15 protein-coding genes are annotated in these 12,552 nt (G+C 69.4%); 5 read left to right on the forward strand and 10 right to left on the reverse strand.

Going from position 1 to position 12,552, the window contains the following annotated elements; translation table 11 throughout:
* Positions 1 to 4 precede the first annotated feature (4 nt).
* The 3 genes from xdhC to ABT304_RS03880 all read left to right on the forward strand — a co-directional run bounded on the left by xdhC (position 5) and on the right by ABT304_RS03880 (position 3,033).
* Positions 5 to 832, forward strand: coding sequence for a xanthine dehydrogenase accessory protein XdhC (gene xdhC, locus ABT304_RS03870; RefSeq protein WP_350713416.1), 828 nt, complete (start codon positions 5 to 7; stop codon positions 830 to 832).
* An 8-nt stretch (positions 833 to 840) separates the two neighbouring features.
* Complete coding sequence (locus ABT304_RS03875) at positions 841 to 2,160, forward strand: guanine deaminase (RefSeq protein ID WP_350713417.1); 1,320 nt, start codon at positions 841 to 843, stop codon at positions 2,158 to 2,160.
* A 63-nt stretch (positions 2,161 to 2,223) separates the two neighbouring features.
* On the forward strand, positions 2,224 to 3,033 hold the full coding sequence (locus ABT304_RS03880) for a hypothetical protein (RefSeq protein WP_350713418.1): 810 nt from the start codon (positions 2,224 to 2,226) through the stop codon (positions 3,031 to 3,033).
* Positions 3,034 to 3,051: 18 nt separating this feature from the next.
* On the opposite strand, the gene ABT304_RS03885 is transcribed toward ABT304_RS03880, so the two are convergent.
* From ABT304_RS03885 to aceB, 9 genes are all read right to left on the reverse strand, one after another.
* Positions 3,052 to 3,258: a hypothetical protein gene (locus ABT304_RS03885; RefSeq protein WP_350713419.1), complete on the reverse strand. Its 207-nt coding sequence runs from the start codon at positions 3,256 to 3,258 to the stop codon at positions 3,052 to 3,054.
* A 32-nt stretch (positions 3,259 to 3,290) separates the two neighbouring features.
* On the reverse strand, positions 3,291 to 3,524 hold the full coding sequence (locus ABT304_RS03890) for a ribbon-helix-helix domain-containing protein (RefSeq protein ID WP_350713420.1): 234 nt from the start codon (positions 3,522 to 3,524) through the stop codon (positions 3,291 to 3,293).
* Positions 3,525 to 3,720: 196 nt separating this feature from the next.
* Positions 3,721 to 5,133 (reverse strand): nucleobase:cation symporter-2 family protein, encoded by a 1,413-nt coding sequence (locus ABT304_RS03895; protein ID WP_350713421.1) that lies wholly within the window; start codon positions 5,131 to 5,133, stop codon positions 3,721 to 3,723.
* A 9-nt stretch (positions 5,134 to 5,142) separates the two neighbouring features.
* Positions 5,143 to 6,048 (reverse strand): factor-independent urate hydroxylase, encoded by a 906-nt coding sequence (gene pucL / locus ABT304_RS03900; protein ID WP_350713422.1) that lies wholly within the window; start codon positions 6,046 to 6,048, stop codon positions 5,143 to 5,145.
* Position 6,049: 1 nt separating this feature from the next.
* On the reverse strand, positions 6,050 to 6,388 hold the full coding sequence (gene uraH / locus ABT304_RS03905; protein WP_350713423.1) for a hydroxyisourate hydrolase: 339 nt from the start codon (positions 6,386 to 6,388) through the stop codon (positions 6,050 to 6,052).
* Positions 6,385 to 6,891, reverse strand: coding sequence for a 2-oxo-4-hydroxy-4-carboxy-5-ureidoimidazoline decarboxylase (uraD, locus tag ABT304_RS03910; RefSeq protein WP_350713424.1), 507 nt, complete (start codon positions 6,889 to 6,891; stop codon positions 6,385 to 6,387). Before uraD ends, uraH begins: the two co-directional genes overlap by 4 nt.
* Before the next feature lie 98 nt (positions 6,892 to 6,989).
* On the reverse strand, positions 6,990 to 7,457 hold the full coding sequence (locus ABT304_RS03915; RefSeq protein WP_350713425.1) for a helix-turn-helix domain-containing protein: 468 nt from the start codon (positions 7,455 to 7,457) through the stop codon (positions 6,990 to 6,992).
* A 41-nt stretch (positions 7,458 to 7,498) separates the two neighbouring features.
* Positions 7,499 to 8,755 (reverse strand): DUF6986 family protein, encoded by a 1,257-nt coding sequence (locus ABT304_RS03920; protein ID WP_350713426.1) that lies wholly within the window; start codon positions 8,753 to 8,755, stop codon positions 7,499 to 7,501.
* Positions 8,752 to 10,341, reverse strand: a complete 1,590-nt coding sequence (gene aceB, locus ABT304_RS03925) for a malate synthase A (protein ID WP_350713427.1) — start codon at positions 10,339 to 10,341, stop codon at positions 8,752 to 8,754. The genes ABT304_RS03920 and aceB overlap by 4 nt, the downstream gene beginning before the upstream one ends.
* 164 nt (positions 10,342 to 10,505) lie before the next feature.
* Here aceB and ABT304_RS03930 point away from each other — a divergent pair, with 164 nt between their 5' ends.
* A complete protein-coding gene (locus ABT304_RS03930) occupies positions 10,506 to 11,273 on the forward strand; it encodes an IclR family transcriptional regulator (RefSeq protein WP_160025653.1) in 768 nt (255 codons plus the stop codon).
* A gap of 13 nt (positions 11,274 to 11,286) precedes the next feature.
* On the opposite strand, the gene ABT304_RS03935 is transcribed toward ABT304_RS03930, so the two are convergent.
* Positions 11,287 to 11,661: a VOC family protein gene (locus ABT304_RS03935; protein ID WP_350713428.1), complete on the reverse strand. Its 375-nt coding sequence runs from the start codon at positions 11,659 to 11,661 to the stop codon at positions 11,287 to 11,289.
* A 120-nt stretch (positions 11,662 to 11,781) separates the two neighbouring features.
* Here ABT304_RS03935 and ABT304_RS03940 point away from each other — a divergent pair, with 120 nt between their 5' ends.
* On the forward strand, positions 11,782 to 12,552 hold the full coding sequence (locus tag ABT304_RS03940) for a carbonic anhydrase family protein (RefSeq protein ID WP_350713429.1): 771 nt from the start codon (positions 11,782 to 11,784) through the stop codon (positions 12,550 to 12,552).

Raw genomic sequence — 12,552 nt, forward strand, 5'->3', positions numbered from 1 at the left:
TGACATGGAGTGGCTGAAGGCCGTCCAGCGGCTGCGCGAGCAGCGGGTGCCCGGCGTACTGGTGACCCTGACGTCCGTACGCGGCCACTCGCCGCGCGAGGCCGGGGCGAAGATGGTCGTCTCGGCCGAGCGCACCTGGGCCACCGTCGGCGGCGGCAACCTCGAGGCGGTCGCGATCGAGCGCGCCCGCGCGATGCTGACCGAGGGCCTCGCGGTGCCGGAGACCCTGAAGGTGTCTCTCTCCGACAAGGCGCCCTACCAGCACGGCGTGCAGTGCTGTGGTGGCGAGGTCGAACTGCTGCTCGAGCCGCTGCCCGTCGTCCCGTCCGTGGCCATCTTCGGGATGGGACACGTCGGGCTCGAGCTGGCGCGCATCCTGGCGCGCCACGATCTCGAGCTGCACCTGGTCGACTCCCGCACCGCCCAGCTCGAGCCGGAGCAGCTGCGGGGGCTGGACGACGCCGTCGCCGGCATCCACGTCCACCAGGTGCCGGTGCTGCCCGAGCTCGTCATCGGCGAGCTGCCCGAGGGCACTCATCTCCTGGTCATGACCCACGACCACGCCGAGGACGCCGCGCTGTGCGACGCCGCTCTGCGTGCCGGGCATCTCGGATCGATCGGGCTGATCGGCTCGAGCGCCAAGTGGAGCCGGTTCCGGGCGAAGCTCGCCGACGAGGGCCACACGCCCGAGGCGATCGCCCGCATCACCACGCCCATCGGGCTCCCAGATCTCGGCGGCAAGGAGCCGGCCACGATCGCGGTCAGCGTCGCGGCCCGGCTGCTCCAGATCTTCGCGGGCGATCCCGCGCGGACCGAACAACAATCAAGGTGAATTCCAGAATGACGCTCTACCGAGGAACCTTCCTCGACACTCCCGACGACCCTTTCACCGGCGGCCTGCTCCGCACCGAGCAGGACGGCGCGCTGCTGGTACGCGACGGCGTGATCCGCGCTCGCGGGTCCTTCGCCGACCTTCGCGGTCAGCACCCCCAGGAGGAGGTCGTCGACCTCTCCGGCGGCTTCGTGCTGCCCGGATTCGTCGACACCCACGTGCACTTCCCGCAGGTACGCGTCATCGGCGGCCTCGGCATGCCGCTGCTCGACTGGCTCGACCAGACCGCTCTCCCCGAGGAGGCGCGCCTGGCCGACCCCGCCTACGCCGCGGGCGTGGCCACCGATTTCGTACGCGGTCTCGTCGGCGCCGGCACCACCACGGCACTCGTCTTCGGCAGCCACTTCGCACCCGCGGTCGACACGGTCTTCGCCGAGGCGGCTCGCGTCGGGCTCCGGATCACCAGCGGTCTCGTGGTCAGCGACCGGCTCATCCGCGAGGACCTGTTCACCGACCCGGACCGTGCCCGCGAGGAGTCGCTTGCGCTCGCGGCACGCTGGCACGGCGTCGGCCGGGCCCGCTACGCCGTGACGCCGCGGTTCTCGCTGTCGTGCTCCGACCCGCTGCTGGCGGCCTGCGCCGACGTACTCCGTGCCGTACCGGGGGTGATGCTGACCTCCCACGTCAACGAGAACACCCGCGAGATCGAGACCGTCGAGGCGCTCTTCGGCTGCGACTACGTGACCTCCTACGACCGGCACGGCCTGGTCGGCCCCGGCACCGTCCTGGCGCACAACGTGCACCCGACCGACCCCGAGCTCGCTCTGTTGGCCGCCCGCGGTGCCGCCGTCGCGCACTGCCCCTCCAGCAACGCCGCCCTCGGCAGCGGCCTGTTCCCGCTGGCCCGCCACCGCGCCCACGGCGTACGCGTCGCGATGGGCTCCGACGTCGGCGCCGGCACCGGGTTCTCCCTGCTCAAGGAGGGCCTGAGTGCGTACGTCGCTCAGCAGCTCCTCGGCGAGGCTGGCCACCCTTTGACCCCCACCCACCTCCTCCACCTGGCCACGGTCGCCGGAGCCGAAGCCCTCGGCCTCGGGGCCTCGGTCGGCGACTTCTCCGTAGGCCGCCGCTTCGACGCCCAATGGATCAAGCCGGCCGCGAGCACACCCCTCGACGTCGGCCTCACCCACGCCGCGGATGCCGGCGACGCCCTCGCCAAGATGTTCGCCCTCGGCACCCCCGCCGACGTACGCAGCGTCTGGATCGAGGGCGAGCTCGCGGGAGAATCGGTCGAGACGGCTGAAGGCGCGCCCGCACTGGTCAAGTGACCTACGGCACCGATTTCGCTCGCGCTCATGTGACCCGCAAGCGTGTAGGGCAAGATCGGCGACGTGGCACTCTACGACCCATCCGATGCCGCCGTTCGTCCATTGATGACGGCCTACTGGTCGAGCCAAGGTTGGCGCGAAACACCGGCCAAGCTGGACCAAGACTCGCTCGACCGCCTGGTCAGCGCCGGACTCATGTTCGTCGACGATCCGACGCGGTCTCACGACGCCTGGGTGGCAGATGCACGCTCCGCCACAGCGGGGATTGAGCCTGCCGAGGTGGGCACGGCATTTCTGACGAGCCTTGCCTCGCGTCGTCTGGATCTTCGCTCGGCCTTGGGGTCGTTCGCCGTCGCTCGCCACCTTCCCACGCACAGCTACACGCCGATGCATGGCCGGTGCCGGGTATGCGGCCTCGCCAAGGGCCAAGATGGCGACCGCAAAGTGATGAGCTTCGAACGGTTCAAATGGGCTGGAGTGCGCCGCGACGATCTGATCTACGCCGCGTTGGACCTCGAGCTCTTTCGTCGAGCTCCGCGCCTGCCGTTGGGCGAAGGTGACCTGGTTCTTGGTCGTCGCCTGCTTGATGCCATCGCTTCGGCGCCTCCAGACTTCACGGCTCCCAAACTGGCTCGCTCGCTCACCTTCATCAAGGGGAATAAGGACGAGCGGCGCGTGCTCCTGGACATACTGGCGGTGGCTGGCGTTCTAGAGACTCCGGACCACCCCGGCTACCGAGAGCGATTTGTCGACATGCATCTCCGCGAACACACCGATGCTCATTTCGAGGACAGCGCGTATCCGCTGTGGTGGTGGCGCGGCCGTCACGGCGTGAACCTCAACGCGGTCGGTGAATGGTTCCCAGACCTGTAGCAAGCCTGCTGGCCCTGCTCAGGGCAGCAAGTCCCAGTACTGCTTCCGAGCCGGCATCGCGTGGATGACCATCTCGTCGCCGCTCTCGAAGATCAACACGACGGTCTCGAGAAGTCGCGCACGAGTGTCGAAACCAAGACGCAGCTCCCGGTGTGGCCAGTCGTCTTCTTCCAGGGGCTCGATCCACTGCGACCAGTCAGCCGCCTGCACCGCGTCCTCGTGCATCACCCCATGCTTGAGAGCGCTGGGATGGACCTTCATGCGGCGTACCCGGCCAGGGCACGCCTGATCGCCTCGGACCGGGACAAGTGCTCTCGCTCCGCGAGCGCGTCCAAGGCTGCGAGCTCCTCCGCGGTGAGCCGGACGGCGACGACCTGCATCGGCTCGGCGCCGCGACCTGGGCGGCCGCGCCCACGACGCTTCAGTTCCTCGACGTCGTAACCCTCTTCAGCCTCATCCGCCCACTTCTGGATCTGCTCCTCAGTTCCCATACGTAAATCGTATGACGAAAATCGAGATCGCGGTAGCGTCCGCTCCGTCTACTGGCCCCCTTCCTCCCAAGGTCGAGTCGGCGCATCTTGACGCGAAATCATGCCGAGTCGGCTCGTTATGACGAGCCGACTCGGCATGATTTGGGGTGAGGACGAGCCGACTCGACAGGCCCGACGTACGCCATTCCTCAGCCGGTCACGATCGGTCGATGTCGTCGTCGAGTCGATCCCCGAAGCCCTCGCGAGAGTCCTGGGAGGCGGCGAAGACCGAGGCGCCGGAGCGGTTGCCGACGGTGATCTCGTTGAACAGCAGGTTGAGCACGACGGCGACCAGGGCGGTGGCGCTGATGCCGGAGTGCATGATGACGCCGAGCCACTCCGGGAAGGCGTCCCAGAAGGTCGGTGCGGCGATCGGCAGGATCCCGACGGCGAGAGCTACGGAGACGATCACCATGTTGAGGTTGTCCTCGTAGTCGACGCGGGACAGTGTGCGGATCCCGGAGGCCGCGACGGAGCCGAAGAGCACGATGCCGGCACCGCCGAGCACGGGGTACGGGATCGCCGCCACCACCGCACCGACCACCGGCAGCAGACCGAGGAGCAGCAGGACGAGACCGCCGGTGGCGACGACGTACCGACTCCGGATGCCGGTCAGGGCGACCAGGCCGACGTTCTGTGCGAACGCGCTGCAGGGGAAGGTGCCGAACAGCGGGGCGACCGTGGTGGCGGCCATGTCGGCGCGAAGACCACGAGCGACCCGTCGAGCGTCCACGTCGGTCTCCACGATCTCGCCGATCGCCAGGATGTCGGCGGTCGTCTCGGTCATGATCACCAGGACGACGATCGTCATCGAGACGATCGCGCCGACCTCGAAGGTCGGGCTGCCGAAGTGCAGCAGCGGCGGCAGCGCGACCACGTCGGCCTTGCCCACCGAGGAGAAGTCCGCCTGGCCGGCGATGGCCGCGATGACGGTCCCGACGACCAGCCCGATGAGGATCGAGAGCCGGGAGATCGCACCCTGGAACACCCGGCTGATCACCAGGATGATGAGCAGCGTCAGCCCGGCGTACGCGATGTTGGTCATCGAGCCGTAGTCGGGCGCGGAGGCGTCGTTGCCCATCGCCCAGCGGAACGCCACCGGCATCAGCGAGAGACCGATGACCGTGATGATCGTGCCGGTGACGACCGCCGGGAAGAGCCTGATCAGCTGGGCGAAGAACGAGGAGAGCACCAGCCCGATCAGGCCGGCGACGATGATCGCGCCGAAGACCGGGCGCAGCCCGTCCTCGCTGGCGATGGTGACCATCGTCGACACACTGGCGAACGAGATGCCCTGCACGATCGGCAGCCGGCTGCCGAAGGGCCCGAGGCCGAGCGTCTGCAGCAGCGTGGCGAAGCCCGAGACGAAGAGCCCCGCGGTCACCAGCAGCGCGAGGTCCGTGCCCGAGAGACCCGCGGCACCCCCGACGATGAGCGGCGGCGCGATCACGCCGCCGTACATCGTCAGGATGTGCTGCGTGCCGTAGGCGAGGAGCTGGCCCGGCGGATGCCGCTCGTCCTCAGGTCGGGTCGTGATCGGCGCGGTGGCCTGCCTCCTGCGACCTAACATGGCCGGGCCTCAGCAGAATCCGGGGATGGCGTGCCAGGCGTTGCCTGCGTCTGGCGCCTCGTCGCGTACGACGGAGGCTTCGATCAGGCCGTAGGGCCGGTCCGCGGCGAAGAAGACCTCGCCGGGGTTGTCCAGGCCAAAGGGCGAGAGGTCGGAGAGGAAGTGGTGCTTGTTGGGCGCGGAGAACTTGATCTCGGCGACGTCACCGTGCTGCTCGAGCACCGACGTGCCCATCCCGTGGAGGGTCTGCTGCAGCGCGAGACTGTGGATCTCCGCGAACCGCTGCAGTAGCAGGGCCCGGATCGAGTCGTACGCCTTGTCCCAGTCCACGTCGGTGGTGGAATAGCGCCAGCGGGCGACGAGCGAGGTCGCCAGGATCCGGTCGATGGTCTCCTGCAGGGTCGTGTACTCGTCCTTGAGGAAGCCGTGGAACTCCGAGCCGGTCGACTTGAGCACGACCAGGTCCTTGATGCCGGAGACCACGTGCGCCACTCGATCCGACCCGCGGCCGTCGACGTTCACCACGGTGGTCCGTACGCCGCCACCCGAGCGGACGAAGGAGTGGTCGTGACCCGCGCCGTCGACCTGGATCCGGTCCCAGGCGTACTCGTCGATCTCGACCCGCGCCCCCTCGGCGGCCGGGCAGGCCTCGAGGTAGCGGTCGGCGAGAGCCAGCGCGAACTCCTCGATCGAGGCGACCCCGATCTTCTTCGCGTAGGCGAAGACGGTGTTCTTCTGGGTGTCGGTCGGCAGTACGTCCTGCTGGTCGCCGGTGGTGTGGGCGTCGTCGAAGCTGCCGCGCAGCGCGGTGGAGACGTTGAGGTCACGGATCTGGTGGCGAGGCGTGTCGCGGTAGATGCGTACGACGCGGTTCTCGGCCTTGCCGTACTGGTTGGGTCCAAGACGAATGGGCATGTCAGCTCCCTCGGTAGGTGGAGTAGGCGAACGGGCTCAGCAGAAGTGGCACGTGGTGGTGCCGCCGGTCGGTGACCGCGAAGGTGACGGAGACCTGCGGGTAAAAGCACTCCTGACCGGTCGCCGCGTAGTAGGCGGCGGTGCCGAACCGGAGCTGGTAGGTGCCGGCCGGGACCTGATCGGGTCCCAGGTCGGTCACCCGGCCGTCGTCGTCGGTGACGGCGTCGGCGAGTACGACGGATAACTCGTGGACATCGATCCGGCTGAGCCGGACCGGGACACCGGCGGCCGGACGGCCGAGCGCGGTGTCGAGTACGTGGGTGGTGATGGCGCTGGTCATGCCGAGACCTCCGCGGCCAGGACGCGCTCGAGGCGGAGCAGCGCGATCCGACGCAGCTCGTCGGCGACCACAGCCGCCTCCTCGTCGTGCTCGTGACCCAGCCTCTCGCGGAGAGCGCCGAGCACCTGGTCCGCCGAGAGGCCCGTGGCGCAGATCAGGAAGACCCGGCCGAAGCGCTCCTCGTAGGCCCGGTTGCCCTCGGCGAGCGCGTGGGAAGTGGCCTGGTCGGTGCCGACCGCGGCCTGCTCGCGCCGCGACCAGGCGGCCTCGGGGTGCTCGCCCTCGGCGCGCTCCCCGATCCGCGGGTGGGCGGCCAGCGCCTGGTCGACGTCGGCCGCGGTGAACCGTCGGGCCGCCTCGTCCGCGGCCCGGAAGAGGTCGGCCTCTGCGGCGTAGGGACGCCCGGCCAGGACGGCGGCCACCCAGCTCGGAGCGTCGCAGCAGGCCTGCAGCACGGGCCGTACGACGTCCGCCGGTGAGGTGTTGAAGCTCTGGAGATCCATGAACCGTTCTCTCTCGCTATGCGGAAACTAATTTCCGTACAGCAACAACGATTGCATGTGTCGCTCGTCACAGTCAACAGTTTGTTGAAAAGTAGGGACTACTTCCGCTCGCGGTTCAGGTAGTTGTAGACCGTGAACCGGGTGACGCCGAGCGCGGCCGCCACGATCTCGGCGCTCTTGCGGTAGTCGAAGGCACCGCGCTCCTCCAGGAGCCGCACGGCGCGTTGCTTCCCTTGGCGGTCCAAGGCCGCCAGGTCGCCTCCGAGGCTCTCGGCGACCTCGGCGAGCAGCGCGTCCAACCCGCTCGCCGTACGCCGCGGCGCGCTGTGTCCTTGGACCCGGACCTGGAAGGTGATCTGGTCCGCGCCGTGGTCCAGGCCCGCGGCCACGACCGAGGCCAGCGTGGCCAGCACCGCGTCCCGCTCGCCGCGCACCGACGTGCCCAGCGGCCCGAAGTCACACTCCAGGCCGGCCTCGCGGGCGGCCGCGAGCGCCGCCGTGGCGTGCTCGGGAGGCTCGCCCTCGCCACGGAACGGTTCGGTGGTGAACTCGGCTTCGACGCGCATGGCGGCAGGCTACCCAGCCTGCCGCCATGCGATCGGGATGCTCAGGCGGTGATCCGCCGGCGGGCCAGCTCGGCGAGCTTGGCCTGGTCGATCCCGGCGAGCGTCTCGACCTCGTCGGCCGCGACAGCACCGCACTCCACGCCACGCAGCACGAACGCGGCGAGCGCGGCAGCGGTGGCGGGCTCGTCGAGATAGCTGGAGTCGCCGCCGTGGACGTACGCCCGCAGCCGAGCCGAGGCGACCTCGAGCCCGTCTCGGAAGAACGCGTAGGTCGCGATGTAGCGGCTGGGGAGCTGGGCCGGATGCAGGTCCCAGCCCTGGTAGATCCCGCGGGCCAGCGACCGGCCCACCAGGCGCGAGTGGAGCCGCCAGGCGGCGCGTACGGCCTCCGGGTCGCCGACCGGGAGCACGTTGGTCGAGCCGTCCGAGACGAAGACACCGGTGCCGGCGGCGGCCACCTGCATCACGTCCTTGGCATGGTCGGCGACCGGGTGCTCCATGCTCTGGAAAGCGGCCGCGACCCCGAGCGAGGCGGAGTAGTCGTACGTCCCGTAGTGCAGGCCGGTGACCCGGCCGGCGCCGGCGGCGATCATCCGCGCGATCAGCGCCGTGCCGTCGGAGCCGAGGATCGCCTGCGGCGTCTCGACCTGGATCTCGAACCGCAGACTCCCGGCCTCGATCCCGTGGGGGGCCTCGAGCGCGGACAGCGCGGTGACCATCGCGGTGACCTGCTCGACGGAGGTCACCTTGGGCAGCGTGATGACGAAGCCGTCGCCCAGGCCGCCCTCGCGGACGAGCTCGCCGAGGAAGAGGTCGAGCGTACGCAGCCCGCGGCGCCGCGTCGGGGCCTCGAACGACTTGATCCGGATGCCGTGGAACGGCGTCGCGGAGCCGTCACGGACGGTGGCGGCGAGAGCCCGGGCGGCCGCCACCACAGCGGCATCCTCGTCCTCGTCGAGCCGAGCGCCGTAGCCGTCCTCGAAGTCGATCCGCAGGTCCTCGATCGGCTCGGCGGCCAGTTTGGCCGTCACCCGGTCGTAGATCTCCTCCGCCAAGCCGCGCTCCAGCTCGAAGGAGTCCGCGACCTCGGCAGCCGAACCCGCATGCTCAGCCAGCACCCGACCGGACTCGGCCGACCACTGCGAGACGGTCTTCTCGTCGTAGCGGTCGCCCGGGACGTAGACGGTGTGCACCGGCTGACGTACGCCACGGTCCCCCGGATAGCTGGCTGCCAGCGCCGCGTCGGCGCCGGCGAGCGCGCGGTCGAGCCGGGCAGCGAGGTCCTCGAGACGGCTCATGCACCCACCACCTGCTCGTAGGCGGGCAGGGTCAGGAAGTCGACGTAGTCGTCGGCGAGCGCGACCTCCTCGAAGATGGTGCGGGCCTGCTTCAGGTGGTGCTCGATCCCGTCGGCCGCCCCGAGCAGCTTCGTCATCTCCTCGTCCAGAACCCGGCGTACGAGCTCTGCGGTCACCTGGGTCCCGTCGTCGAGCTTCGATCCGTTGTGCACCCACTGCCAGATCTGCGAGCGGGAGATCTCGACCGTGGCGGCGTCCTCCATCAGGTTGTGGATCGCGACCGCACCGGCGCCGCGCAGCCAGGCGTCGAGGTAGACCAGCGAGACCTCGACGTTGTCGTGCAGACCGGCGAGGGTGATCGCGCCGCCTGCAGAGGCGACGTCGAGCAGGTCCTCGGCGGTGACCGAGACGTCGTCGCGCTGCCGGTCGACCTGGTTCGGCCGGTCACCCAGGACACCATCGAAGATCTCGCGGCAGATCGGGACCAGGTCAGGGTGGGCCACCCAGGAGCCGTCGAAGCCGTCGCCGGCCTCGCGCTCCTTGTCCTCACGGACCTTGGCGAAGGCGATGGCGTTGACCTCCTGGTCTCGGCGGCTCGGGATGAAGGCGGCCATGCCGCCGATCGCGTGGGCGTTGCGGCGGTGGCAGGTCTTCACCAGCAGCTGGGCGTACGCACGCATGAACGGCGAGGTCATCCCCACCGTCGCCCGGTCGGGCAGCACGAACGAGGGCCCGGCGTCCCGGAAGTACTTGATCAGGCTGAACAGGTAGTCCCATCGGCCGGCGTTGAGCCCCGAGGCGTGGTCGCGCAGCTCGTAGAGGATCTCGTCCATCTCGAACGCGGCCGGGATCGTCTCGATGAGGACGGTCGCGCGCACGGTGCCGTGCGGGATCCCGAGCTCGGCCTGGGCGAAGGTGAACACGTCGTTCCACAGCCGCGCCTCGAGGTGGCTCTCCATCTTGGGGAGGTAGAAGTACGGCCCGCTGCCGCGCTCCACGAGCTCGCGGGCGTTGTGGAAGAAGTACAGCCCGAAGTCGACCAGGGCACCGACGACCGGATTGCCGTCGACCAGGACGTGCAGGTCGTCGAAGTGCCAGCCGCGCGGGCGCATCACGATCGTGGCCAGCCGCTGGTCCTCCTTGAGCTCGTAGAGCTTGCCCTGCGGGGACATCGCCGAGATCTGGCGCCGAATAGCGTCGTACAGGTTCACCTGGCCACCGACCACGTTGCTCCAGTGCGGCGTGCTGGCGTCCTCCATGTCGGCCAGCCAGACCCGCGCCCCGGAGTTGAGGGCGTTGATCGTCATCTTCCGGTCCGTCGGGCCGGTGATCTCGACGCGGCGGTCCTGGAGGTCCTCGGGCACCGGTGCCACAGTCCAGTCGCCGGCGCGTACGTCGGCCGTCTCGGGCAGGAAGTCGAGCCGGCCGGTGCGGGCGACCTCCTCGCGGCGCACTCGGCGGGCGGCCAGGAGCTCGTCACGGCGGGCCCCGAACCGTCGCTGCAGCTCCGCGACGAAATCGAGGGCCTCGGGGGTGAGGATCTCGGCTCCTCGCTCGACCTCGCCACCGGTGATCTGAATGTTCACGAGCTCCACCCTCCCAGGGCTTCAGTTTTCCTTTGAATGGATTCTTGTTTCCGCATTGCGGATATTAATCCGACCAGACAAGGGACGCAACCAGCCGGATTTCCTCTACACGACGCTAGACTTCCGTCATCCGGAAGACAGTACCCATAGATCGGGGAGCTCAGGTGAGCGAGAACGAGAAGGCGCCGAAGGCCCGCACCGGGGCCGTGCAGTCGATCGAGCGTGCCTTCGCACTGCTGGAGACGATGGCCGACGCCGGCGGGACCATGGGGCTCTCCCAGCTCGCCGCCGCCTCCGGCCTGCCGCTGCCGACCATCCACCGGCTGGTGCGCACCCTCGTCGACCTGGGCTACCTCCGCCAGGAGGCCAACCGGCAGTACGTCCTCGGGCCCAAGCTGATCCGGCTCGGCGAGAGCTCCTCGCGCATGCTCAGCACCTGGGCCCGCCCGCACCTCACCCGGCTCGTGGACGAGGTCGGCGAGTCGGCCAACCTGGCGATGCTCGACGGCGACCAGATCGTCTACGTCGCCCACACCGAGTCGCGCCAGTCGATGCGCATGTTCACCGAGGTCGGCCGCCGGGTGTCCCCGCACTGCACCGCCGTCGGCAAGGCCATCCTCGCCGACATGGCTCCCGACCAGGTCCGCGACATCCTCCGGCGCACCGACATGGTCCCCTACACCTCGACCACGATCACCTCGCGCGACGACTACCTCGACCAGCTCGAGCAGGTCCGCGAGCGCCGCTACGCCATCGACGAGGGCGAGCAGGAGGCAGGCGTACGCTGCGTCGCCGTCGCCGTCCCCGACTACGCCCCGCGCCTGGCGATGTCGATCAGCGGACCCACCGGCCGGATGAGCGACGAGCTCATCGAGCGCGCCGTCCCGCTGCTCACCGAGGCCGGCAAGCAGCTCGCCGCCGACCTCGCCTGAGCTGCGTCGGCGGTCAGCCGCCGTACGGCACCGTGATGATCTCGAGGTTGTGTCCGTCGGGGCTCTCCCAGTAGACGCCGCGACCGCCGTCGTTGTGGTTGATCTGGCCCTCCCGCCGGTGGAAGGGGTCGGCCCAGTAGGTGATGCCGCGCTCCTTGATTCGCCCGAAGATCTCGTCGAACTCGGTCTCGGAGACCTTGAACGCGTAGTGCTGCGGCCGGAAGTCCTGGTCCTCGACCACGTCGAGGCTGACCTGGTTGGTGAGCTCGACGACCCGGAACGGGCCGAAGACCTGGGCCTCCGGAAGCCCGAGGATCTCGGTCAGATGGGTCGCCATCGCGTCCCGGTCGGAGGCGTGGACGATGGTGTGGTTCAGCTGGACGCTCATCGGATTCTCCTCTCACGTCATGACGACTCTAGGTCGCGGATACGACGCCGCCGACCGCATTTCGTGGTACGTATTGCGGTCCACGGGTCACCTCGACCCGGTAGATCTCGGGAGATCTCCATGTTGCGCACCACCGTCGGCCTGAACCGTCGCGCCCTGCTCCAGGGGGCCGCCGCCATCGCGGGACTCACCGCTCTGCCCTCGTCAGCGGCCGCATCCGCGACCTCCGCCGGCCCGCCGCACCAGAGCCCCATCCGCATCTACCGCGGCGGCGCCCAGCACGAGCACCTGCCCGCTCTGCACGTCCACTATCCCCACGACGCGACCGTCACGATGAAGTACATCCGCGAGGACGCCGACGAGCCCGACGGCTGCACCGTCCGCGGGGACGAGGAGACCGTACGCGCCGAGCTCCCGCCCGGCGTCGGCTCGCTCGAGATGGGCGGCGTGACGTACGGACTGGTGCAGTTCCACTGGCACACCCCGAGCGAGCATCTGCTCTCCGCCCGGGACTACCCGATCGAGATGCACTTCGTGCACCAGGACGCCTCCGGCCACACCCTCGTCGTCGGCGTCTGGGTCCGCCCGGGCCTCGTCAACCCGACCCTCGGCCGCCTCTACGACCACCTGGTCTCGGAGTGCTCGACCGCCGACCACGTCGGCCACATCGACGTCGGCGCCCTCCTGCCCCGCCGGCACACCTCCTACCGCTACGACGGCTCCCTGACGACCGCGCCGTACACCGAGCACGTCCAGTGGGTCATGCTCACCGACCCGATCACCGCCTCATCCCGCCAGATCGACCGTTTCCGCACCGTGTTCCCGACCGGCAACCGGCGCGACGTCCAGGACATCAACGACCGCGTCGTCCTCACCGACCGCGGGCTCTGA

Source organism: Nocardioides sp. NPDC000445 (genome assembly GCF_040300245.1).
GTDB lineage: Bacteria > Actinomycetota > Actinomycetes > Propionibacteriales > Nocardioidaceae > Nocardioides.

Coding starts and splice junctions, on each gene's coding strand:
- uraD (WP_350713424.1), bottom strand. CDS start 6,891: ATGGATCTCCAGAGCTTCAACACCTCACCGGCGGACGTCGTACGGCCC.
- ABT304_RS03940 (WP_350713429.1), top strand. CDS start 11,782: ATGTTGCGCACCACCGTCGGCCTGAACCGTCGCGCCCTGCTCCAGGGG.
- ABT304_RS03915 (WP_350713425.1), bottom strand. CDS start 7,457: ATGCGCGTCGAAGCCGAGTTCACCACCGAACCGTTCCGTGGCGAGGGC.
- ABT304_RS03935 (WP_350713428.1), bottom strand. CDS start 11,661: ATGAGCGTCCAGCTGAACCACACCATCGTCCACGCCTCCGACCGGGAC.
- uraH (WP_350713423.1), bottom strand. CDS start 6,388: ATGACCAGCGCCATCACCACCCACGTACTCGACACCGCGCTCGGCCGT.
- xdhC (WP_350713416.1), top strand. CDS start 5: ATGGAGTGGCTGAAGGCCGTCCAGCGGCTGCGCGAGCAGCGGGTGCCC.
- ABT304_RS03875 (WP_350713417.1), top strand. CDS start 841: ATGACGCTCTACCGAGGAACCTTCCTCGACACTCCCGACGACCCTTTC.
- ABT304_RS03890 (WP_350713420.1), bottom strand. CDS start 3,524: ATGGGAACTGAGGAGCAGATCCAGAAGTGGGCGGATGAGGCTGAAGAG.
- ABT304_RS03920 (WP_350713426.1), bottom strand. CDS start 8,755: ATGAGCCGTCTCGAGGACCTCGCTGCCCGGCTCGACCGCGCGCTCGCC.
- ABT304_RS03885 (WP_350713419.1), bottom strand. CDS start 3,258: ATGCACGAGGACGCGGTGCAGGCGGCTGACTGGTCGCAGTGGATCGAG.
- ABT304_RS03895 (WP_350713421.1), bottom strand. CDS start 5,133: ATGTTAGGTCGCAGGAGGCAGGCCACCGCGCCGATCACGACCCGACCT.
- pucL (WP_350713422.1), bottom strand. CDS start 6,048: ATGCCCATTCGTCTTGGACCCAACCAGTACGGCAAGGCCGAGAACCGC.